A 22,173-nucleotide genomic window follows, 5' to 3' on the forward strand; every position below is an offset into this window, starting at 1 on the left:
AAGCGAGCGTAACCGCCACCTGACTACGCTCGCTTCGCTGGCGGCTATCTTTGAACTCGACCGGCCTGTATACCACCTTCGCAAATGCGTTGGACGCGGGAATCACCGTCAATGAGTGCCGCGAGGTGATGCTCCATTTGTACGCCTATGCGGCTACCCCCGTAGCATCCAAACGCTGATGATCACCCTGGAGGAGCGGCAGGCCAGCGGCATTGCGGACGCCGCGGGAGCGGAAGTCGCCCCCCTTCGACCAGGGCGGGCCCAAATACGCGCGCGGCAGGGCCGTGTGCTCGACTCCCTACTCGGCCGTGCTGTTTGCCGACGGTGCGCGCTTCGTGCACATGAGCGGCACCTGGGGCAAGGCACGGGAACTCGACATTATTAACGACCGGAAATATCCACTACGCCAAAGCTGTAGTGCGCGACTTCGTGGTGGAAGCATGGGATAACACGGCGGTGCTCTGGAACCGGATCACGCTGACGGCGAAGGTGCGGGGAAACACGGTCACCACGGAGTTTACGGTCACGGAAATTTACCAGCAGCGGACTGGCCACTGGAGCATGCTCGGGATGACCTCCAGTAGCGTCCGGGACTAGCACGAACGGCAGCACTAGGGTGCCGGAGTCTGCCGAGTCATGGTGCAGGAACTGGCGCGGCAGCGCAATTGGCCAGCGGGTCGACCACTGCCCTTCGGAGAGCGGACCGCACAACCGGTAATTCGCGTAGCGATTGCCGGAATCCGGGTAGCTCAGGGAAGGTGTTCGCTTTCGACCTTTGGCGCATTCCAGCGGGATGGGGCTTCCACTCTTGGTTGATGCGGACGCCGCGCCGGCGACGTGCACCGTTTCCGCTCGTTCGGGCCCTTTGGCCGGGTACTCAGTTATTTCAACCCGATATTAAACCGTTGTAACAGGCGACGAGCCATGACAATCGCGAACCGTGCAGCGGGAACTCTAGCTTCGATCAGAGGTCTCCGGAGGCGGTACTTCCAGGGCCCCCGAGGCGACGGCGGCCGCCACTTCGGGCTTGTATTTGCAGACCATATGAATCCATACGGACCGGGCGAAGCGGAACCACCAGACAAAGACGACGGCCACAATGGCGATAAGCGTGGCAAACGAAGCAATCATCGACCAACCGAGTACCCACCGTAGGAACATCACGATCGCTAGACAGGCAAATCCCGATCCGATGTACGAGATGAACATCGATCCGTAATAGAATCCCGGCTCGGGAAAGTAATTCTGGCCACAGGCCGGGCAGTGCTTGTACTGGTCGAACGGACGATTGAAGGAGAACGAACCCGTCGGGAAGAGATCTCCCTGGTGGCAGGTAGGGCACTGCAGGGCGAAGATGTTGGCAAGAATGGAAGCCATAGTGCTATGATTTTCGGAGAAATCGGTTCCGCCGGATATTGATCGATCCGTTTACGTCGATGCAACGATCCGAAAGAACGGTAATTTGAAGACAAACCATTCTGTAATTAGTTTTGTTACAGTATTAATTCTACTCAATTTTTTGCGCGGCGCGGTCCGGATTGGCTCGCTCCGCAAACCCCCTTGAACTTCGACCCCAAATGAATAACGGACGCTTTGCCACGGCCCTTCACCTGCTGACCCTGCTCCGGCTAAACCGCGGTGAGCTGCTGTCGTCCGATTATATGGCCGGAAGCGTGAACGTCAACCCGGCGGTGGTGCGTAAGGAGCTTAGCAACCTGCGCGATCACGGCCTGGTGACCAGCAAAGAGGGTAGGGGCGGCGGCTACTCCCTGGGTAAGCCCGCCACGCAGATTCATTTGTCCGAGGTATACCAACTCGTAAACGATACCCACGTGCTGGGCCGCTCCAACGAGCCCAATCCGGAATGTCCCGTGGGCAGGCAGATCAATGGACACCTGCAGGAACTCTATTGCCGGGCGGACGAAGCCCTGCTGAACCAGCTCGGGCAGCTTACCCTCGAGGATTTCGGCCGGAAGCTCGATTGAACTTTTGCCTAAAACTGAAACAAAAATACTTACAGTTAAATCTATCCTTCACTCAATTTCTCCCATGAATATTGTACTGATCGGTGCCACCGGCTTGGTCGGCCGCGCCACGCTAAACGAACTAACGCGCCGGGGCCACCGGGTAACGGCCATTTCCCGCCATTCCGGGGACCTAGAATCGCAAACGGGAGTGGTCGCCGAACCGCTAGATGTATTGAACACCGGTGCGCTGGCCTCCGTGGTGGCAGGGCATGATGCCGTCGTCAGTGCCTTTAACCCCGGCTGGACCAACCCTAACCTGTACGAAGAATTCCTCCACGGCTCCGCATCCATTCAGCAGGGCGTAAAGCAGGCCGGTGTCCGACGACTGCTTGTCGTGGGCGGTGCCGGCAGCCTTTACGTGGCCGACGACCTGCAGGCGGTAGATACCGAGGGCTTTCCCGACGAGTGGAAGGCCGGTGCCCTCGCCGCCCGCGATTACCTCACCGAACTCCAACGGGAGCAGGAGCTAGACTGGACCTTCCTGAGCCCGGCCCTGGAAATGCACCAGGGTACCTCCGGCGAGCGCCTCGGTGCCTACCGCGAGGGGCTGGATACACCGGTCTACGACGAAGCCGGGCGTAGCGTCATTTCGGTCGAAGACCTGGCGGTGGCCATCGTCGACGAGCTGGAAAACCCCAAGCATTCGCGCCAACGCTTCACCGTAGCCTACTAAACCGTTTCGCCCCGCCGGCCCACCGCCGGCGGGGTACTTTTCTCGTCCCGCTCATTTACCCACGTATGACGACCCCTTCGGAAAAACCAAAAATTATTTACGTCATGGACCCACTCTGCGGGTGGTGCTACGGCAACAACCGGACCATGCAGACAGTGTACGATACGTACCGGGGCCAGGTGGACTTTCAGGTGCTCCCCGGCGGTCTGTGGACGGGAGACCATACCCGCGTCCAGTCGCCGGGTATGACCTCCTACTTCCTCCGGCACGACCAAGCGATCCACGACCGCAGCGGTATGGTCTTCGGCTCACCGTACCTGGACCTGATCCGCCAACACGAGATCGTACTCGACAGCGAAGTGCCTTCGCGTGCTATTGTCACCGTGCAGCACCACTGGCCCGAACACAACGTCCGGTTCGCGCTGGGCGTGGTGGCCCTCCGGTTTCGGGAGGGGCTGGACGTGAACCGGGAAGCCGCCTACCTGCCCCTCTGTGAGCAACTTGGTATTCCTCCTGACGACTTCCTCGCTGCCTTCCGCGGTGCTGCGGCCCGGTCCCGCACCCAGGAGACCTTCCGTATGGCCCGGGGGTACGCGAGCGGCTTTCCCACGCTGCTCCTTCAAACCGGAGACGTAACCCAGGTTTTGAAAGCGGTTACGCACCCCCGGAGGAGATCACCCGGGCGGTCGATGCCGTGTTGCAGTGCGCTTCGGGTAATGGCTAATGAAATTCCGTACCGCAGCTGGCCTGGTGGCAGCGTCGGTACGCCTTCCTTAGGCCAAGGCTAGCGTGACTGTATTGACAATGAGGGTATTGGGGGCAAGTCGTGTTGCGCGGGCACTTCGATCCTTCCGTTCAACATGCGGGTGTTGGTTGTAGATAGCTGTTCTGAAGGGGGCTGAACGTTGGGAGCTCGACCAGGGCTGTGCACGATGGGCAACGCCGCATGTAAGGGAAAAACGGTAGCCTATGTAAGCGTGATTGGGAATTACAGCCTTTGCCCACAGGTGCACGCTGGATAAGAAACGCCTAACGTATTGGGATGCTTACCTTTATCTTGGGAATTATGCCCAATCGCCTAAGCAGGAAATCCGCGGAAACCACTGGATTTTTACCCCACTCCGCCGGCTACCCCTGCGCCCTTCTCCTCCTCTTCCTTTTTACCCTCGGCTGTTCGCCCGATCGGGAGGCACCTACGTGCGAGATTCACATCGTTTCCGAGCTACCCGTTTCCATCCGGCGGTTAATTACCGAATCAGCGGTGGCGGAAGACACGACTGAATTTGAGATCCGGGATACCACTCCCGCCCTTCCTAAAATGTACACCGTCACCCTCGGTACTTCCGATTCTTCGTTCGTGGTTACCAACCTAGGGGGGCGATCGCGCGAGATCCGCATTGCCGAGGACAGCAGCTGGACCAGCACCCTGCCTTTCGATGCCGCCTTCAATCGACTGCAATACGAGCGGTTGGCCATCATCCAAAACTACTCCGGGGCGGTGTTTAGCGCCGACGACCCGGTACGGGCCGTGAGCTACGGCGACAGTATGATCGCAGCCGTTTCCGCACTGGTGGAACAGAACTACCCCGATCTCGATGCCGACGATCGTGCGCTTTTGGTAGAGAAATCCAGACAGAATATTCAGTCCTTTCAGTATTTCTATGCCATTACGGCAAGCAGCTTAGCCGCCGATCATCCCGCGCTGGATTTTTCGGACGCCATCGACGTAACGGACACGCTGAACTACCTGCTGCCGCATAATGCCGTAAAACGGTTAGAGATGGATTATTTGCGCCGGCACGACAGCCTCGGAGTCGATCGCTTCTTCGACTTTGTGGCGGAGCGGGTGCCGAATGAAGACCTACGCTGGCTCTACCAGAGTGTCTATTTGAACGAGCTGCTGTCCGGCGGGGCGTACTTGCTCACTCGCAGTGGTCCGGCCGCGGCCATCCGGGCGGTGACCGAGTTTATGGAGGGCGATACCGCGAATCCCTACCGCGATCTGTACCGCTCCGCCTACACAAGTACCCTCTCCGCCGCGGAAGGCGAAGCAGCCGCGGATATCCGATTGGTTAATGCCGCCGGAGATACGCTTTCGCTGCTCGGGATAGCCGATGGACCGTTGCTCCTGGATTTCTGGGCCACCTGGTGCGCACCGTGCATCGCGGAGAAGCCGCAAGTTCAGGCACTCGCCACGTACGCTCTGACTGAAGAGCTCCTGACGGTCGTCAGTATCTCGGTCGACGAACGCGGTACTCCGTGGAAGGCCTACCTCGACAGGAATCCCAACGCCCTGGTGCCGCAAGAGTACCGCGCCACCGACGTAGCGGCGGTACGCAATGCTTATCATATTACCGGCATCCCCCGTAAGGTTCTGGTCGATGCACGGGGACGCATCCAGGTATCCCAAGTGGAGAGCCTGAATCCGCTGCATTTCGCAGACCTCTTGGGGTATTCTCGCTGAGTCAAGTTCGCCACCGCGTATTCTCGAATCGCAAGGATGACCGGTTAGGTTGGCCTACTGTTCTAATTTACGCAACTGCCGCTGAGCATTCTCGTTCCCCGGAAACAACATCAGCGACCGCTCGAAGTGGTAGATGGCCCGGTCCCGAAGCCCGCGATGGAGGTAAACCGTAGCCAGGCTGTCGTGGAGATTAGCCGACTCCGGATACCGCTCGACGGCAAAGTCGAGTACCGCCGTACCCGCCTGCTGCTTGGCTTCGTCATCACTCAGGCCAAGCTGTAGACCAACGGTATTGAGCACGCCCTCCGGTACGGCAAAAGCTCGATGGGCCCGTCGAAAATCGGAGTACACGCTATCAATCTGGTCGTAGCCCCGTTGCCGCACGTGATCGAAAAAATCTGCCATTCCCTGTTTGGCCGCCGGGGAGGTTACCGTGGACCGGTTCATTAGCCGGTGGCCAGTCTCGAGGATTTTCGCTACGTAGACGGTGTCGTCCCACCGTTGCTGGCGAGCGTAGGTTGCCATGTACTGCAAGGTAGTAAGCACGGCTTCGCAGAGCCCCGCGTAACCCAGGTGGATGCGTTCGACAGGCCGGTCCTGCCGTTCGTCGCGGGGCGCAAACAGCAGTCCGTAGCTGGCAAATTGTCCGTGGGTAAGGTCCGGTGCTTCGAATTCGTAAGCGGGTACGTCGCGCAGGGAATCCAAAAAGGTGAATCGCTGTGCGAGGCCGGGGTCGATTCCGTCCGCCACCAGTATCGTGTCCGGTATGGGCTTTTGCCGAAAGTGAACGAAGGGCACCCGGAAACGGGCTAGGTCGAAACCGGGTACCGCCGCCGCGACCGACGGATTATACTTGATCGTACCGTCCAGGCTGATGACGCCGTCCACGAAGCGGTTTACCATGGTGAAGGGTACGTTGCTCAGCCCACCGAAGCTAAACCCGATCGTGTAGACGTGCTCCGGGTCGGCCTGGGGCAGGCCCGCAGCCATACCGAACAGATACGCTAAGTCGCGTTGCTGGGCGCCAGCATCCTCCGAGGTTCCCCCGGTCAGCCGGAGGTTTCGCGCACCGCGGGAGGGGGCCGCAAGCACCAGGTAGCCGTGACTGGCCAGGTACTCGCCGAGCATAAAGTTTTCGGTGGAGGAAGCTTGGTAGCTGGGCGCATATAGCACGACCGGGAATCGCCCCAACGCCGGGGTGGCCCGGCTAAACGCGCGGGTGGGGTAGGTAGCGTTCCGTTCGGTAACGCCATTGCGCGGGTAATAGAACCAATCGAGCGTGTATTCAGTAGGCAATTCCTCCCATTCCTCCTCGTCCTTCAGCACCGATAGGTAGTCGCCGACGTGCATGCGTTCCTGCCCCGTTCCGCTGGCAGGATACCACCGACTCACCGGGATCTCCCGAAACTGCAGGCGTTCGGTATAGTCCTGTTCCCGGCGTTACACGCGGCTACTGTCGATCCGAACTTGATGGTCAAAACCAACGGCATAATCACCGTAAGTCAGCGGGCTATTGACATAGTCTGCCTGGCCGCTAAGGGGGGTGAAGTTAACCAATGCAAAGAATGCCAAAACTCGAAGCATGGCGAACCGGTGGCGACGATATTGTAACATGGTGGACCCGATTAGGGTATAATAATACCCTAGATCCTCCGAAAACCCCCGCTGCGCCACCTTGAAAATCATGGTGCATAGCAGTCTGTGGCCGAAACCAGCAGCCATCCATCACTGCGGAGCGCCTCGACCTGGCAAAAGGCTCGCCGAAAATGGATGGCCAGCGTGGGAATGCCTTTAGACACGGACACTGCCACTGACACGGGGGCGGTCGGGGCGCCAAAAAGTGGAGATCGCCAGTCGCGAACCCTGGGTCGGGAGTGCAATGAAATGGTCCGGCGGGGGAAGCCTGAAAATCCCCTAGTTTACATGATGAACGTACGGGTTCTACGCCCTTGTCGCATATCGCTCATCCAGCTATCTTTGGAAGCATGAGCCTCACCCATTTGATCTGCACTCTGGTAGTTCTTGGCTTGGTGGTAAGTGGATACGCCCAGTACCGTTGCGTCCCCTGTGACTTAACTTGTGATACGCTGTATTTTCGCAACCCTGGTCGGTGTCCCCACTGTGACATGGAAGTAGTAGCCGAGGCAGGACCGAGCGTGTCTTCCACTTCCTTAGAATCGATTCAGCAAAAGGTCGACGGTGACAGATTGATGCGCACCATCAGCTACCTGGCTGATGTACATGGTCCCCGACTACTTGGTACGCCCAACTATTACAATGCCGTGGAGTGGCTGCGCGGGGAACTGAAAACCTACGGTGTCGATACCGTATAAACTGAAACCTTTGATGATGGTCACCGGGGGTGGAATGTACTCGATCACCACCTCGCCGTCACAGCTCCCGCTCGATTCTCGGTGCGCGGCTATCCTCTTGCTTACAGTTCCGGCACGAACGGGCAGCAGGAGGGGGAAGTTCTGATCGTCGACCAACTTCAAGACCTGCATAATTTTCCGGGAACGCTGGATGGAAAGGTAGTACTGGTCAACGGTAGCTACCGACCAAACCGCAGCCTGGAAGGGGAGGTGACGCGCAGACTCTCGGTGACTGACCGCCTGGCAATTACGGCCAACCCCGACCCGAATGATGTTCAGGTGGGCTACCACGGTCGACGTTCCACTACCGATGTCTTCGACTACCGGGAAAAGAGGAAAAAAGAGCGGCAGGAGATCCTACAGTTCGCGGCCAACCAGGGGGTGATCGCGTTGGTGGAAGCCAGTTCAGCGCCCTATGGTGTGCTCCATGCTGATGGCAACACGCTGCTTCCATCATTTGATAAAGTGGGAGACTTCAAGCCGCTGCCATCCTTCGTGATCAGCAATGAAAGCTTCGGGCGGATTACCCGTCTGGTCGATATGGGGCTACCGGTACGGCTGTCTCTGCAATCCAAAGTCACATACTTTGAAGAGCCGAAATTTAATGTCAATCTCATCGCGGAAATCCGGGGGAGGGACCATTCATTAGGTACCGAAGTCATCACCGTAGGAGCACATCTAGATAGTTGGCACGCAGGCACCGGTGCGGTAGATAACGCTTCTAACTGTGCAGTACTAGTGGAGGCCTTCAGAGTACTTCAAGTCCTCAACGTCCAACCTAAGCGAACCATCAGGCTGATGCTGTGGGGCGGCGAGGAACAGGTCTTTGCGGGCTCCCGGCGCTACGTTGAGGATAACATCGGCAGCTTCACTACCGGCCTTGCTCAGCCGGGCAATCACGACCATTCCGTGTACTTAAACCTGGACAATGGCGCTGGCAAGGTCAGGGGACTCTACCTCATGGGCAACCGGGAGATCGAGCCCTACTTGAAGGCCTATCTGGCGCCCTTTCCGGAGAGTAATACGCTGACCATACAGTACGCGAACCAGACGGATCACGAACTCTTTGACTATCACAACGTCCCGGCCTTCCAGTTCATTCAGGACCCGCTAGACTACATTCCCCTGGTGCATCACACCGATTTGGATCTCTACGAGTACGTTCCCGAAAAGGATCAGGTGTACAATGCTCAATTAGTCGCCTACCTATTGATACAACTGGCAAATGAGCAAGAAGCGATGCCGCGTAAGCGGTACAACCATCCCGTAGCCAGTCGTACGGGTAACTCCCGGTTTTTTCTCCCGGGTTATGCAGGCAGTGAGCGCGTGTACCTTACCGGTAGCTTTAATAATTGGGCCATGTTTTCGACGCCAATGTACCGAGTGAATGGCGGGTGGGAAACGTACCTTGATCTAGACGCCGGCAAACATTACTACAAATTCATTGTAGATGAAAACTGGACGAGCGAGCCGACGGTTCCAGCGGACGAGCTCGAGCGGGACGGGAAGGGTCACGGAGGGCTGTCAGTGATTCACGTCGCCAGGGAAAAGTAGGGGATAATTCGATTGGTGGGGAAGCCCCTTCCACCCCTGCTTAACACCCGGGTACTTCTAAGCTCGACTCAAGTACGTAAGTTTCAACCAAGCCTGCCCACTATAATTATACTAGGTAAATATAAATCGCCCTGTTTAGTAGTGGCGGAGTAGGACACGTCTATTCTGATTCGAGGAGCACTTGGAAACCGGGACATCGAATAAGACAGCAACGCCATCAAACCTTTGGTACGGCCACTAGCGCTAGGGTGGAAACACTGCTTGTTCTTCGGCCTTACCGCTACGGGAAAAGGAGCCATCCGCTACACCTTGCTAACGACCTGAGAAGCCATGCGCATGGGAAAAATGGGGGTGGCTGACAACTTCCGCATCAATCACGAGCAACTGTTTTGTCAATAGACACGAGACCGGCGGGTGGCTCAACAACGGGGTAGATGACCACCTCACTGACAACCAGTTACCTCCCGCCGGCACTCCTCCTGCGGTGATCATTCTCCAGCCGATTCGAGCGGGGTGGTAAGAAAGGAATCGCTCTTGAGAGGTCCCAAACATATGCGTAATGTGAACTGTACATAGTTTTGCCCGCCCCAGGCACCTCGTTTGGGCGATGGGGCCACTTCAGAAATTGTGTTACCTTACTACCGGCGCATCAGCGTCAAATAAAAAAAGCATAAAATTTAAGACATGAAGCTTGATAAGATCTTTGAGAAGAATAGTGCATGGGTAAGTGAAAAATTAAATGTCGATCCAGACTACTTCACCAACATGTCAAAAGGACAAAGTCCTGAAATTCTTTATGTCGGTTGCTCCGACAGCAGAGTTTCGGCAGAGGAACTAATGGGACTCGGCCCCGGTGATGTATTTGTACATCGAAACATCGCCAATATGGTTCCCAACACCGATTTAAGTTCGATGTCGGTGATTGATTATGCAGTCTCCCATCTTAAAGTCAAACACGTTGTAGTATGTGGCCATTATTACTGTGGGGGAGTAAAGGCAGCCATGGAATCTGCTGACCTCGGCATTTTGAACCCCTGGTTAAGAAATATCCGTGATGTATACCGGACGCATAGAGCGGAATTAAACGGTATTACGGACGAAGAAGCAAAATACAAGCGTTTAGTGGAGCTGAATGTACAGGAGCAATGCGTGAACGTAATTAAAACGGCGTCGGTCCAAAAGGCGAATAACGAACGGGGCATACTTGTCCACGGATGGGTGTTTGACATTCATTCCGGCAAACTTATCGATCTTAAAATCGACTTCGGGAAGATTTTACAAGATATCATGGAGATTTATCGCCTTGCCTAATGGTCGAGAAGCTAAGCTGGGCGAGCGAATAAAAACCGCGCATACCAATAGCTACCTGAGGCTTACAGTTGGGAAGGCCAACGTTACGTTGGGAACCCAAAGCCCGTATTTACTTCGGCTTTCAACCATTATATATACATACGGGCATTAAAAATGCAGTAAGGTTGTAGCTTTTCATAGCTCACAAAGCTGAAATGGTAAATACATGCCTCGGCCGCATGACTTCCTTCTCAAAAGCTTCGGAAAATTCGTAACGAACTTCATTAATTATTTTTTCCCTGATCCGCTGCGTTGCCCGTTCGATCGGCCCACGAGAAAAGCGACTTGCTAGCCGGCCGAACCTCCAGCTAGGTTGCCGTCTACTATGTCGAGCACCCCGCTCCAAGCCGTAGGAGGTACCCCAACCTTACGGTCGCGCATTCAGCCAGTGACTGCCGTCCGGCCGGAATTCTTTTTTCCAGATCGGAACGTGCTTTTTCAGCTCGTCGATCACGAATTCGCATCCTTCGAAGGCGGGTTTGCGATGGACGCTGCTGACGGCTACGATCACGGCCACGTCACCGATCGCCAGATCGCCGGTACGGTGGTATAGGGCTACGGCGTGTAGGCCAAATTTTTCCCGGGCGGCAACGGCAATCTTGCGCATCTCCTTGATGGCCATGGGGGCGTAGGCTTCGAATTCGAGGTGGGTGACCGTTTCACCCAGGTTGAGGTCGCGGATGGTGCCGACGAAGAAACACAGGCCGCCGCAGGATGGGTGTGCTACGAAGTCGCGACACTGATCCAGGGAAAGCGGCTGGTCGCTGAGCAAAATATCGTGGTGTACGTCGGGCTTATCCACCGGCTACGGGAGGTATGATGACCAATTCGTCGCCGGGGGTAATCCGTTCCTCGTCGCGGGCGTATTCCTCATTGCGGGCGATGGCGAAAGAAACCAATTCGCCAAATCCGGGGTAAGCCGTCACGAGCCTTTGCCGGAGGTCACCGATGGTAATCCCCTCGAGGTCTTCCAGGTGCAGGCTGGAGCCGCCGGCGATGTCGCGGGCCGCGCCAAAGCAGTGAATCTTCATAGGTTGATGAGCCAGTTCGACCATACTAACCGGGTGCCCACCAAAAGGATGAGCAGGGCGGCTACATTTCGGATGGTCCGGGGGGTGAAACGATCGAGGGTCAGTCGGGTGCCGAGGTAGCCACCGGCCCCCACCGCCAGGACCAGGACCGCGGTAAGTCCGGGGCGCCACTCCAATCCAACGCTGAACTGACCGGCCAGGCCCGCCAGGGAGTTAAGTGCAATGAACAGGCTTGTCGTCGCCGCGATGGCCCGCGCTTCCGCCCAGCGGCTAAGAAACAGCATCGGGGAGAGGAAAATTCCGCCCCCGATGCCGACCACTCCCGAAGCGAAACCAACCAGCACGCCGATGGCAACGGCTACGGCACCCGCGCCCCGGCGCCCCCCTTTTTCTGCCGCTTTGGCCGTTTTGGCCGTACCGAATAGCATGAGCAGCCCCGCCAGCAAGAGCAGCAGGCCGAGCATCAATAAGTACTGTTGACGGGGTAACACCACCCGCCCCCCCAAAAAAGCCGCGGGCATGCTGGCCAGGATGAGGGGCAAGGCCCGGCGCCACGGGGTCACCCCCGCACGGGCGAAGGACCAGCTGCCACTGCCGGTGACGACCAGGTTGCAGATGAGCGCGATGGGACGAATGGCACCGGTCGGCAGCCCGGATAAGGCGAGGACGGCCAGGTAGCTGCTCCCGCCACCGAAGCCGGCCGATGCGTAGAGCAACGCGATACAGAAGAAAGCGGGCAGCAGCCAGTAGTCCACGAAGAAGGAATTTCGTTCCAAACCTAATCAAAGCCGGGCAATCCGGAACCTGGGGCCCCGCTTGCGACATCGGCTAGTATGGATGAGCGGCTGCGTGCTTTGGAAATCGATGACATACTGTGCACGACCTACGGTGCCCCCTTCGTACCATTCAGTACCCGTGACCCGCTGAGCGAACTGGTCAACGCCCTGCTGTCGCACCGGACGAAGAACGCCGTGACCCGGATGGCGTACGGCCGGCTGCTAGAGGTTTTTCCCGACTGGGAACAAGTGATCGACGCGCCCACGGACCGGCTGCAGGAAGCCATCGCCGCGGTGACCTATCCCGAGGTCAAAGCCCCGCGGATCCAGGAAGCATTGCGGCAGGTGAAAGCGCGCAGCGGGCGGGGCCTCTCACTGGATTTTCTGGCTGACCTTTCGGTGCAGGAGGCCCGCGACTGGCTGGAAGCCATTCCCGGGGTAGGGGCAAAGACCAGCGCGGCCGTGCTGAGCTTCAGCCGCCTGCGCATGCCGGCGCTGGTAGTGGATACCCACCACCTCCGGGTGGCCCAGCGCATCGGCCTGGTGCCCCCGAAAGCAACCCTGGACAAGGCCGCCGGAATGCTTCAGGCTTACCTCCCGGCCGATTGGGACGGGCAACGGGTGTACGATTCTCACCAGGGGTTCATGCGCCATGGCCAGCGGGTATGCCACTGGAAGGGCCCCGACTGTGCGCACTGTGTGGTAAACCGGCTTTGTGACTTTGCGCGGAAGGAATAGCCGCCGCCCGTTTGCTACCTTTGCGGGCCAAAATCAGCCTCCATGATCGAACGTCAGGAAATCAAGACTTTGTTGCAGGACCCCCCGGTCAACACCCGGGTCACCATCATGGGATGGGTACGTGCGTGGCGCGGCAATCGGTTCATGGTGATCAACGACGGCAGCGGCCCGGAAACCCTCCAGGTGGTGGTGGACGGAGAGCGCTTCGACGAGGAAACCATCCGGGCCATCGGGTTTCATGCCTGCGTAGGCGTGACCGGTACGTTGGCCGAAAGCCAGGGCGCGGGCCAGGCGGTGGAGGTCATTGCGGAGGAGATTACCATCTTCGGCGAAAATGACCTGAGCCGCTACCCCCTGCAGCCGAAGAAGCAGAGCATGGAATTCCTGCGCGACAACGCCCAGTTCCGGATGCGGACCAACACCTTCAGTTCGGTCTTCCGCGTACGCCACGGGGTGGCTTACGCGGTGAATAAGTACTTCCACGACCGCGGCTATTACTACCTCCATACGCCCATCATTACGGGCAACGACGCCGAGGGGGCGGGGGAGATGTTCCGCGTTTCCGTGCTCGACCCGACCAACCCGCCCCGCACGGCAGACGGCAAGATCGACTACAATCAGGATTTCTTCGGCAAGGCGACCAACCTGACGGTCTCCGGTCAGCTACAGGCCGAGATCGGTGCCATGGCGCTCGGCAAGGTGTACACCTTCGGCCCCACTTTCCGGGCGGAGAACAGCAACACCAGCCGCCATCTGGCCGAGTTCTGGATGATCGAGCCCGAGATCGCCTTCGCCGACATCGAGAACGACATGGACCTGGCCGAGGACTTCGTCAAGTACCTCATCAACTACTGCCTGGAGCACTACGCGGCGGACCTGCAGTTTCTAGACGAGCGCATCCAGGAGCTGGAAAAGAACATGAAGGCCACCGATCGGCGGCCGATGGGATTGATCGATACCCTCCGCTTCGTTGTGGAAAACGACTTCGCGCGCATCACCTACACGGAGGCGCTGGATATCCTGCTGCAGTCGAAGACCTACAAGAAGGGAAAATTCGAGTTCGACCTTTCCTGGGGAACCGACCTCCAGGCCGAGCACGAGCGGTACCTGGTGGAGAAGCACTTCCAGCGCCCGGTGATCGTACGCGACTACCCCAAAGACATCAAAGCGTTCTACATGCGGCAGAACGACGACGGCAAGACCGTAGCCGCCATGGACGTGCTCTTCCCCTACATCGGAGAGGTGATCGGCGGCAGCCAGCGGGAAGAGCGGGAAGACCGGCTCCGGCAGCGGATGGCGGAAATGAACGTCCACGCCGACGAACTGGAATGGTACCTGCAGCTGCGCACCTTCGGGGGCTGTCCGCACGCCGGCTTCGGACTCGGCTTCGAGCGGATCGTACAGTTCATCACGGGCATGGGCAACATTCGTGACGTTATTCCTTTTCCCCGGGCGCCCCGGCTAGCCCAGTTTTAAACGACAGAATGGGTGAATGACTGAGTAAGTGAATGGGACCGCAGCTACTGCGCGTAATTCACCAATTCAGTCCTTCACTAATTCACCAATTGAAAGATATGATCCGAATAGGAACCCGCGGCTCCCGGCTCGCCCTCTGGCAAGCCCACTTCGTACAGGCCGAGCTCAGGAAGCACGGTATCGAGAGCGAGCTGGAGATCATCAAGACCCAGGGCGACCGGGTGCAGCACCTCGGGTTCGATAAACTGGAGGGTAAAGGCTTTTTCACCAAGGAGATCGAGGATGCCCTGCTGGAGGGCAGGATCGACTGTGCGGTCCACAGCCTCAAGGATCTGCCGACGAACCACCCCGAGGGGCTGGTGCTTGCCGCGCTGAGTTACCGCGCCTCGGTGGGTGACCGCATCCTCGTCCACCCGGATCGGGTAGTCAAGGGCAAACCCTTCGGCCTAGCTGATAATGCCACCATCGGTACCAGCAGTAACCGTCGCAAAGCCATCCTGAAGGATCTCCATCCCGGCCTCTTACCCGTCGATATCCGGGGCAACGTGCCGACGCGCATGAAGAAGGCCCTGAGCGGCGAACTGGACGCCGTGGTGCTGGCCGCCGCCGGGCTGGAACGGCTGGACCTGGATCTCTCCGGCCTCCACGTTATCGAGCCTTCACCGCGGGAATTCGTACCCGCTCCGGGACAGGGCGTAATGGCGGTACAGTGCCGGGAGGAAGATATCGAGATCCGGAAAAGACTCTCCCTGTTCCATCATCCCGTGGTAGGGGAGTGCACCAACGTTGAACGGACCGTGCTCAATCTCATGGAGGGAGGCTGCTCCATGCCGTTAGGCGTCTACTGTGAGCAGGATCAGCTCGGCAATTACCACGTTTGGGCTGCTTTCGCCCAGACGGCCAATGAGCCCCTGCGGCGGGTGCAGTTGAGTCAGTCGACCCGCGCGGGACTGGCGGAAGCCGTGGTCGAGCGTCTGCTTAGCGCCCCGTCAGCTCGCTAACCCGATTTTCCTGACGGATTCTATTCCGGTCGGCACCCAATGGCAGCGTCAGCCCCGCGCCGGCGCCGGTTTCCGGGCTGATGACGGGACCGATGCGCAAGCTGAGGTCGTCATCAATGTCGAAATCTTTCAGGTGGGCGTCCGTGAAGGCCTCCACCGCCTGGAGTACGTAGCCGGCGATAATGAAAACGTAGGCGGTCTGGCGGTTCCGATTCACGTTATTCTTCTCTGCGATCAGCGCCTGGGTGGAGACTTCCACGAGGCCGGGCTCGTTAGGCGTGGTGATGCAATTTTCGTAGGGGACCACGATAACGAAGCCATCGCCGAGGCAGCGCTGCTCGATGGCCCGGTTGTACCGACCGAAGAGATTCTGATTGTAGTCGGCTACGGCCACGATGCCCAGCAGACCGCCGTAGACGATGGGCACCTTCCACCAGGCGCGGTTGTAAACCTGGCCGCCGCCGGGGATGATGGACCAGAGCAGGGCCCGTTTCGGGCTGGCGTTTATTTCCTTAAGGGTCAGGGGTTCGTCGGAGATCTGGAGGGTATCCCGTTCCAGATCGTATTGCGCGGACGCAGGAGCGGCGCCTGCCAGCAACAGCATGCCGACCAATACCCAAGGACCTCGTATCCAGCTTCCCATATAGTTCATTGATACCCCTTTCCGGGTTTTGGTTGCCCATCGGCTGGCCCCCCGCTCATTCGACCGCCTTAAAAAATTGATCGAGTTGTTCCCTGCTCTCGAAGCGGAGGGTGACCGTTCCGGAGCGACCCTCGGCGTTATCGAGTTTGACCTTGACCTTCTTGGTGCCGAAGAACTCCGCGAAGGACTGCTCGACCCGGCGGGCGTCGTCGTTGCTGGGGGGTGCGGCACGGTTGGCCTTGTTCTTATTCTTGTACACCCGGCTTTCCCGTTCGATGTCGCGCACCGACCAGTTGGGGTGGGAGAGGATGTCGTCGAGGAAAGTTTCCTGCTGGCCGATGTCCTTGATGCCGGAGAACGTCTTCGCCGCGCCGATGCTGATCTTGCGGTCCTTGATGGCCTGCCGCACCCGGTTGGAGGTGCTTAGTATGGTCAGGTAGTTGGTAATCGTCGACCGCTTTTTCCCTACCCGACGGGCCAGCTCTTCCTGCGTCAGGTCGAATTCCTCCTGGAGGCGGAGGTAGGAGTAGGCCACCTCCATCGGGTTCAGGTCTTCTCGCTGAATGTTCTCGATCAGCGCCATCTCGAGCAGCGTCTGGTCGTTGGCGGTGCGAATAAAGGCGGGAACCTCGCGGAGCCCGGCGAGTTGGCTGGCGCGGAATCGCCGCTCACCGCTGATGATCTGGTAGGAGCCGTCACCCATGTGGCGGACGGTCATCGGCTGGATGATGCCGTGGACGCGGATGCTGTCGGCCAATTCCTTCAGCGACTCCTTCTCAAACTCCTGGCGGGGTTGGTCGGGGTTGGGGCTGACGTTATCGATGGGGAGCATGGCGAAGTTGCGGCTCAGGGCCTTGATCGTTTCCTCCTCGCTGGCCTTATCGAGCCGCTGGCCCGGGAAAAGGGCGCTGAGGCCATTCTTCAGGTCGCTGCTGCTGGGTTTACCCCGTTGTAATTTTTTGGCCATGGTAAGCTGTGCGTTTCGGGGGCAAAGATAGCAAACCAGGGCTGGGCCAGAAAAATGCGCGGTTGTCGACGGACGAATAGCTAAAACCAACGGGAACAAAATTTCGCATATCTCAGAAGTGAGTGCCAGCCACGCTCTGAGTATAAAATGCACATTTTCGAAGGCGGTACCCTAGTCCGAGCTCGAACCAACCCTTGAAAAAGGGGGTTGGACATATTGTATTGCCTTACCAAACAGAACAACACCGTCCTACGCCAATGAAGATCGCCTTACTGGGAAATTACCCTCCAAAAGCCTGCGGAATCGGCACCTTTACTCACAGTCTCGCTCTGGCCATCCTGAGCAACCTGAAGGCTGGTGAAGTAAGTGAGTTTGCCGAAATCATCGCCATGGAGGACCCGGCAGACGACCATCAGTACCCCGAGGAAGTAAGCCGGTGTATTCCTCCGCAGCTTATCCAGGATTACCGGGATACCGCAGATTACCTCAACGAAAACGATTTCGATCTCCTCCTCCTCCAGCACGAGTACGGCATCTTCGGTGGGGATGACGGGGCCTACATTCTTCACTTGCTGGACCGCGTTCGTATCCCGGTGATCGTAACCTTCCACACCGTACTTAAAGAACCGAGCTACGGTCAACGGAGCGTCCTGCGCCGCATCGGTCGCCGCGCCCAGTCCATCGTGGTAATGTCCCAGTTGGCCCGCGAACTGCTACGCGACGTTTTCCGGATCGAGGAGGAGAAAATCGACGTGATCGAGCACGGTGTTCCGGTTATCGAATCCGACCCGATAGACCTCATCCGCCAACGTCACGGCTGGCAGGATCGTCGGGTATTGTTTACGTTCGGTTTGTTGGGCCGGGGCAAGGGTATTGAAACGTCCATTCGGGCGCTGCCAGCCATCGTAGCACGGCACCCCAATACCTTGTACGTAGTACTGGGCAAAACCCACCCCCACGTGCTACGCAGCAATGGCGAAGAATACCGAAATTATCTTCAGGAGCTGGCCAGCGAATTAGGCGTTGCCGATAACCTTCGCATGATCAGCAAATTCGCCGACGAACAGGAGCTATTCGACTGTCTACGGGCAGCCGACGTCTACGTCGTGCCCTATCCGAATGAGGCCCAGATCACCAGTGGCACCCTCGCTTACGCGGTAGGTGCCGGCGCGGCGATCGTCAGCACGCCCTTTTGGCACGCCACCGAACTACTACAGGGGGGCAGGGGAAAGCTTTTCCCCTTCAACGACAGCGCGGCGTTGGCGGACCAAATACTCGAACTGCTGGATAACGAGACGGAACGGTCCGCCATGCGGGAACGAGCGGCCACCTACGGCGAGCATCTGCTGTGGCCCCGCATCGGGAAGCAATACCTGCGGGTGTTCGGGAAGGCCAAGGTCGCCTACGCCCGCTTCCGCCAGGAAACAGCGGTCACCGTATCCCTCCCTCAGCTGAAACTGGATCACCTGCTTCGCTTGACCGACGATTGCGGCATCCTGCAGCACGCTAAGTATGCCACGCCGAATCGTCATGAAGGCTACTGCCTTGACGACAACGGGCGCGCGCTGCTGCTTACCGGGATGCTGCTCCGGAAGGGGCTCGGCGACCGCGAAGCCTTGCTGAAACTGGCCGATACCTATATCGCCTACGTTTACCACGCCCAGAATCAGGACGGTACCTTCCGGAATTTCATGAGTTTCGACCGGCGCTTCCTCGACAAGCTCGGCTCCGAAGACAGCTACGGTCGTGCCCTGTGGGGGGTTAGCTACTGCTATGCCAATCCCCCGCGCCCCGATCAACGGCAGTTGCTGGAGGAAATCTTCATCCGCGCCATCGGCCATCTGGAATCGATGCGCAGCCCGCGGACGCTAGCCTACGGAATCATCTCGCTCACGTATTTCCTGGATCACAAGCCCGGCGACGAAGCCATGCTGGATTTGCTGGACCGCAGCTGCAACCGTCTCGTAGATCACTACCAGGATTCCCGGACCGACCAGTGGCACTGGTTCGAGAATTACCTGACCTACAGCAACGGTATCCTTCCGATGGCCCTTTTCCGCGCGTTGCGCCATCTCAATAAGGATCGCCTGCGCGTGGTTGCCGCCGAGGCTACCGATTTTCTGGTTGCCGAATCCATTACGGATGGCGTCCTCTACCCGGTTGGCTGCCACGAACCCTACATCCAGGATTGCGACCGCCCCCGCTTCGATCAACAGCCGGTGGACGCGATGGCCATGGTATTGTTGCTGAGTGAGGCCTGCATGCATCCGGAAACCCGGCACCATGGCAAGAATCTGAAGACGGCCTTCGCCTGGTTTACCGGGCAGAATGAAATGATGGCGTCGATGTACAATCCGCAGTCGGGCGGTTGCTACGATGGGCTGATGGAGGCGGGTGTTAATTACAATCAGGGGGCAGAAAGCCTGCTCGCTTACCTGATCAGTCGGGTAGAAATGGACAACTACTGCCGGAAGGATCCCGCCGAGCCGTGCTACGAAGGGGACGAGGACACCGACAGCGCACTGAAAAAACTACTGAACGGTTTCGCCCTGCCCGAACAGTTGGCATCGCTGGCCGAGGAAGTGAAGAAAATTACGGCCGGGTGAAGGTAGCCATGTTGGCCCCCATCGCCTGGTCTACTCCGCCGGCCGCCTACGGTCCGTGGGAGCAGGTAACCAGCCACTTGACCGAAGGGCTGGTGAAGCGAGGAATTGATGTGACGCTGTTCGCCACCGCGACCAGTCGTACCGCCGGAAAATTGGTAGCCACGACGGCGGCGGGCTACGCAGAACGGGAGGGCCAGGACCCAAAAGTCCTGGAATACCTCCACATCAGTCAGGTTATGGGAGTCGCGAACGCATTCGATATTATTCACAACCAGTTCGATTTTATGCCTTTGGGGTACGCCCCGCTGGTAAACACGCCGATGGTCACCACCATCCATGGGTTCAGCAGTGAGCAAATCGTCCCGGTATACGAGCGATACAACGATTCGACGGATTACGTTTCCATCAGCGATTCGGACCGTGACGATCGGATCGACTACATCGCCACGGTCTACAATGGCGTGGACCCCGACCAATTCACCGTCAACCGGGAGGGTGGTGATTACCTGCTCTATTTCGGCCGGATCCATCCCGATAAGGGGGCGGCGGAAGCGATCGCCATCGCGAAACGCGCTAAGCGACCCCTGTGGATTGCCGGCCTGATTCAGGATCACGACTACTTTCGGGATAAGGTGGCCCCGCACATCGACGACGAGAACGTGCGCTATCTGGGCAACGTGGGCCCCGACGAGCGTGATCGGATACTCGGTGGTGCGTACGCCCTCCTGCATCCTATTTCCTTCGAGGAGCCCTTCGGACTCAGCGTAGCCGAAAGCATGATGACCGGCACACCGGTAATTGCCTTCGATCGCGGCAGCATGCCCGAGCTCATCGACCACGGTAAAACCGGTTACCTCACCGATTCGGTGGAAGGAGCCGTTGACCTGGTATCAGCCTGTGGAGATCTTCATCGGCGGGAAATTGCGGATTCGGCCCGCGACCGGTTCAGCGTGGAACGGATGGTAGACAATTACATCGATGTCTACGACAAGATCCTGAGCCGCTAGTCTTTAAGCCGTCAGGGCATCGAGCAGCTTATCCAGTTTCACCGTAGCGAAGCGTGCCGCCTCGTCGCTGATTCCGTAGGGGATGAATACTTCGCCGTTGTGGATGATGCTGCCGCAGCTATACACCACGTTGGGTACGTACCCTTCCCGCTCATCGTCCATGGGACTGATCAGCGGCTCTTCGAGTTCCCCAATGATCTTGGTCGGGTCGTCCAGGTCCAGTAGCATAGCTCCCAGGCAGTACCGCCGCATCGGCCCTACGCCATGGGTGATTACCAGCCATCCTTTTTCCGTCTCAAGGGGTGCCCCGCAGTTGCCGACTTGGAAGAGCTGCCAGGAGAATTTCGGTTCGGAGAGCTTAACCGCGTCGTCCCACACCTGGAGGCGGTCGCTGCTGACGATGAAATTATTGATGCCGTCGACGCGGCAGAGCACGTAATACTTGCCGTTGATCTTCCGGGGAAAGATGGCGTGGTTCTTATTGACCGCGGCATCCCCGTATACCGGACGTATGGTGAAGCTGTAAAAATCCGTCGTTTCGATGATCATCGGCCGGATCTGCTTGCCATTGTAGGCGGTGTAGGTGCCGTAATAGACGGTACTGCCGTCCTCGTTCACGAATTGTAGGAAGCGGGCGTCCTCCATTCCATTCATTTCGAAGTCGATCATGGGGTAGAGTACCCGTTCGCTGATGTCGGTGTCGAGGCTGAAGTGCGACTCGTAGTAGCGGTCGGCAACCGTCATCAGGTGATTCAACTGGTCGCGTTCGTCGCTGTCACTGTCCAACTGGTTCCACAGGTGCCAGTATCTTTCGTACAGCTCCCGGTGGTTGAAATTATCGGGCAGCTCGCCGATCAGTTTTTCGTACATCGCCTCGTCCACCGCCTCGTTGGCGTGGCAGCGCGTGTAGAATTCTTTCTTCGTGTACTGGGAGTAGTAGATGCGCTCGGCCAGCCCGACGAAGGGGTTGGTAGGTTCCGCGCGGGGGTTGTTGTCTTTGTCCAGGACGATATTGCGAAAGACGATGGAGGAGGTATGCCCTTCCCCTACCGCCCGCATGCTCATGACGATGCGCATTTGCCCTTCCTCCAGTCCGGTCTGATCGAGCGCCGCAACGACCGATGGATTGAAGAAGGCGGCGGACTCTATGCTATATTCATGGGTAAAGTAGGCGCCGATCAGGGCCTGCTTTTCCTCGCTGAGCCGTAAGACCTTTTCCCGCTGTTCCGGCACCCGGTCGAGCGCCGCGGTAAGGTGGCGGCGGAAGATACCGATGGTATTCCGGTGGCGGCGGGCAAAATCCCGGAGCGTACGCATGAGCGTGTCGTGAGTTTCCTGCTCGTCCATATCGATGATGCGATCGATCAGTTGGTAGGCGCGGTCCTTCCCCGCCCAAAAGAACCGACCGATTACGCGACTGGAGTCACCGAAGAGACGAAGCGGCTTACGCTCAACAGATAATTGCATAGACGTTTTTTATCAATGGGG

At 58.1% G+C, this 22,173-nt stretch carries 20 protein-coding genes and 1 pseudogene; 13 read left to right on the forward strand and 8 right to left on the reverse strand.

Translation table 11 applies throughout. The features are described 5' to 3' along the window. Positions 1-305: 305 nt before the first annotated feature. Positions 306-597 (forward strand): annotated as a pseudogene (locus tag CLV84_RS22335) (nuclear transport factor 2 family protein); the annotation flags it as partial. A gap of 357 nt (positions 598-954) precedes the next feature. On the opposite strand, the gene CLV84_RS14970 reads toward CLV84_RS22335, so the two are convergent. Beyond that, positions 955-1,377, reverse strand: coding sequence for a DUF983 domain-containing protein (locus CLV84_RS14970; protein ID WP_104420586.1), 423 nt, complete (start codon positions 1,375-1,377; stop codon positions 955-957). Between the two features lie 200 nt (positions 1,378-1,577). Here CLV84_RS14970 and CLV84_RS14975 point away from each other — a divergent pair, with 200 nt between their 5' ends. The 4 genes from CLV84_RS14975 to CLV84_RS14990 all read left to right on the forward strand — a co-directional run bounded on the left by CLV84_RS14975 (position 1,578) and on the right by CLV84_RS14990 (position 5,164). Next, complete coding sequence (locus CLV84_RS14975) at positions 1,578-1,985, forward strand: Rrf2 family transcriptional regulator (protein ID WP_104420587.1); 408 nt, start codon at positions 1,578-1,580, stop codon at positions 1,983-1,985. A 64-nt stretch (positions 1,986-2,049) separates the two neighbouring features. After that, entirely contained in the window at positions 2,050-2,700 is a 651-nt protein-coding gene (locus tag CLV84_RS14980; RefSeq protein ID WP_104420588.1) for an NAD(P)-dependent oxidoreductase, read from the forward strand. Between the two features lie 104 nt (positions 2,701-2,804). Then, positions 2,805-3,488 carry a DsbA family protein gene (locus tag CLV84_RS14985; RefSeq protein WP_146088823.1) on the forward strand — a complete coding sequence of 228 codons (684 nt, stop codon included), beginning with the start codon at positions 2,805-2,807 and terminating at the stop codon, positions 3,486-3,488. A gap of 278 nt (positions 3,489-3,766) precedes the next feature. Further along, entirely contained in the window at positions 3,767-5,164 is a 1,398-nt protein-coding gene (locus CLV84_RS14990) for a TlpA family protein disulfide reductase (RefSeq protein ID WP_170067721.1), read from the forward strand. Between the two features lie 54 nt (positions 5,165-5,218). Here the strand turns inward: CLV84_RS14990 and CLV84_RS14995 are convergent, their stop codons facing one another. After that, entirely contained in the window at positions 5,219-6,514 is a 1,296-nt protein-coding gene (locus tag CLV84_RS14995; RefSeq protein WP_104420591.1) for an alpha/beta hydrolase, read from the reverse strand. A gap of 776 nt (positions 6,515-7,290) precedes the next feature. Here CLV84_RS14995 and CLV84_RS15005 point away from each other — a divergent pair. From CLV84_RS15005 to CLV84_RS15015, 3 genes are all read left to right on the forward strand, one after another. After that, positions 7,291-7,497, forward strand: coding sequence for a hypothetical protein (locus CLV84_RS15005; RefSeq protein WP_104420593.1), 207 nt, complete (start codon positions 7,291-7,293; stop codon positions 7,495-7,497). Between the two features lie 81 nt (positions 7,498-7,578). Continuing rightward, a complete protein-coding gene (locus tag CLV84_RS15010; RefSeq protein WP_104420594.1) occupies positions 7,579-9,090 on the forward strand; it encodes a M20/M25/M40 family metallo-hydrolase in 1,512 nt (503 codons plus the stop codon). Between the two features lie 684 nt (positions 9,091-9,774). After that, positions 9,775-10,401: a carbonic anhydrase gene (locus tag CLV84_RS15015; RefSeq protein WP_104420595.1), complete on the forward strand. Its 627-nt coding sequence runs from the start codon at positions 9,775-9,777 to the stop codon at positions 10,399-10,401. A gap of 406 nt (positions 10,402-10,807) precedes the next feature. On the opposite strand, the gene CLV84_RS15020 is transcribed toward CLV84_RS15015, so the two are convergent. The 3 genes from CLV84_RS15020 to CLV84_RS15030 are packed head-to-tail and all read right to left on the reverse strand — an operon-like array spanning position 10,808 to position 12,226. Continuing rightward, positions 10,808-11,242, reverse strand: a complete 435-nt coding sequence (locus tag CLV84_RS15020) for a molybdenum cofactor biosynthesis protein MoaE (RefSeq protein WP_211295260.1) — start codon at positions 11,240-11,242, stop codon at positions 10,808-10,810. Then, positions 11,235-11,471: a MoaD/ThiS family protein gene (locus CLV84_RS15025; protein ID WP_104420596.1), complete on the reverse strand. Its 237-nt coding sequence runs from the start codon at positions 11,469-11,471 to the stop codon at positions 11,235-11,237. The genes CLV84_RS15020 and CLV84_RS15025 overlap by 8 nt, the downstream gene beginning before the upstream one ends. Next, positions 11,468-12,226, reverse strand: coding sequence for a sulfite exporter TauE/SafE family protein (locus CLV84_RS15030; RefSeq protein WP_211295261.1), 759 nt, complete (start codon positions 12,224-12,226; stop codon positions 11,468-11,470). The genes CLV84_RS15025 and CLV84_RS15030 overlap by 4 nt, the downstream gene beginning before the upstream one ends. 78 nt (positions 12,227-12,304) lie before the next feature. On the opposite strand from CLV84_RS15030, the gene CLV84_RS15035 reads away from it, so the two are divergent. The 3 genes from CLV84_RS15035 (at position 12,305) to hemC (ending at position 15,462) form a co-directional block, all read left to right on the forward strand. Continuing rightward, positions 12,305-12,985, forward strand: a complete 681-nt coding sequence (locus tag CLV84_RS15035) for an endonuclease III domain-containing protein (protein ID WP_104420597.1) — start codon at positions 12,305-12,307, stop codon at positions 12,983-12,985. Positions 12,986-13,027: 42 nt separating this feature from the next. Then, positions 13,028-14,461 carry an asparagine--tRNA ligase gene (asnS, locus tag CLV84_RS15040; RefSeq protein ID WP_211295262.1) on the forward strand — a complete coding sequence of 478 codons (1,434 nt, stop codon included), beginning with the start codon at positions 13,028-13,030 and terminating at the stop codon, positions 14,459-14,461. 98 nt (positions 14,462-14,559) lie between these two features. Beyond that, positions 14,560-15,462, forward strand: coding sequence for a hydroxymethylbilane synthase (hemC, locus tag CLV84_RS15045; RefSeq protein WP_245911522.1), 903 nt, complete (start codon positions 14,560-14,562; stop codon positions 15,460-15,462). Here hemC and CLV84_RS15050 read toward each other — a convergent pair. Together CLV84_RS15050 and CLV84_RS15055 are read right to left on the reverse strand one after the other, a co-directional pair. Then, a complete protein-coding gene (locus tag CLV84_RS15050; RefSeq protein ID WP_146088824.1) occupies positions 15,440-16,105 on the reverse strand; it encodes a DUF5683 domain-containing protein in 666 nt (221 codons plus the stop codon). The genes hemC and CLV84_RS15050 overlap by 23 nt on opposite strands. Before the next feature lie 55 nt (positions 16,106-16,160). Next, entirely contained in the window at positions 16,161-17,072 is a 912-nt protein-coding gene (locus CLV84_RS15055; protein ID WP_104420600.1) for a ParB/RepB/Spo0J family partition protein, read from the reverse strand. A 257-nt stretch (positions 17,073-17,329) separates the two neighbouring features. Here CLV84_RS15055 and CLV84_RS15060 point away from each other — a divergent pair, with 257 nt between their 5' ends. Both CLV84_RS15060 and CLV84_RS15065 read left to right on the forward strand, forming a co-directional pair. Further along, entirely contained in the window at positions 17,330-19,678 is a 2,349-nt protein-coding gene (locus tag CLV84_RS15060; RefSeq protein ID WP_104420601.1) for a glycosyltransferase family 4 protein, read from the forward strand. Further along, positions 19,675-20,685, forward strand: a complete 1,011-nt coding sequence (locus tag CLV84_RS15065; protein WP_104420602.1) for a glycosyltransferase family 4 protein — start codon at positions 19,675-19,677, stop codon at positions 20,683-20,685. The genes CLV84_RS15060 and CLV84_RS15065 overlap by 4 nt, the downstream gene beginning before the upstream one ends. Before the next feature lie 3 nt (positions 20,686-20,688). On the opposite strand, the gene CLV84_RS15070 is transcribed toward CLV84_RS15065, so the two are convergent. After that, positions 20,689-22,152, reverse strand: a complete 1,464-nt coding sequence (locus CLV84_RS15070) for a glycoside hydrolase family 130 protein (RefSeq protein WP_104420603.1) — start codon at positions 22,150-22,152, stop codon at positions 20,689-20,691. Positions 22,153-22,173: the final 21 nt, after the last annotated feature.

It is taken from the genome of Neolewinella xylanilytica (genome assembly GCF_002934605.1).
In the GTDB taxonomy this organism is placed as follows: Bacteria; Bacteroidota; Bacteroidia; order Chitinophagales; family Saprospiraceae; genus Neolewinella; species Neolewinella xylanilytica.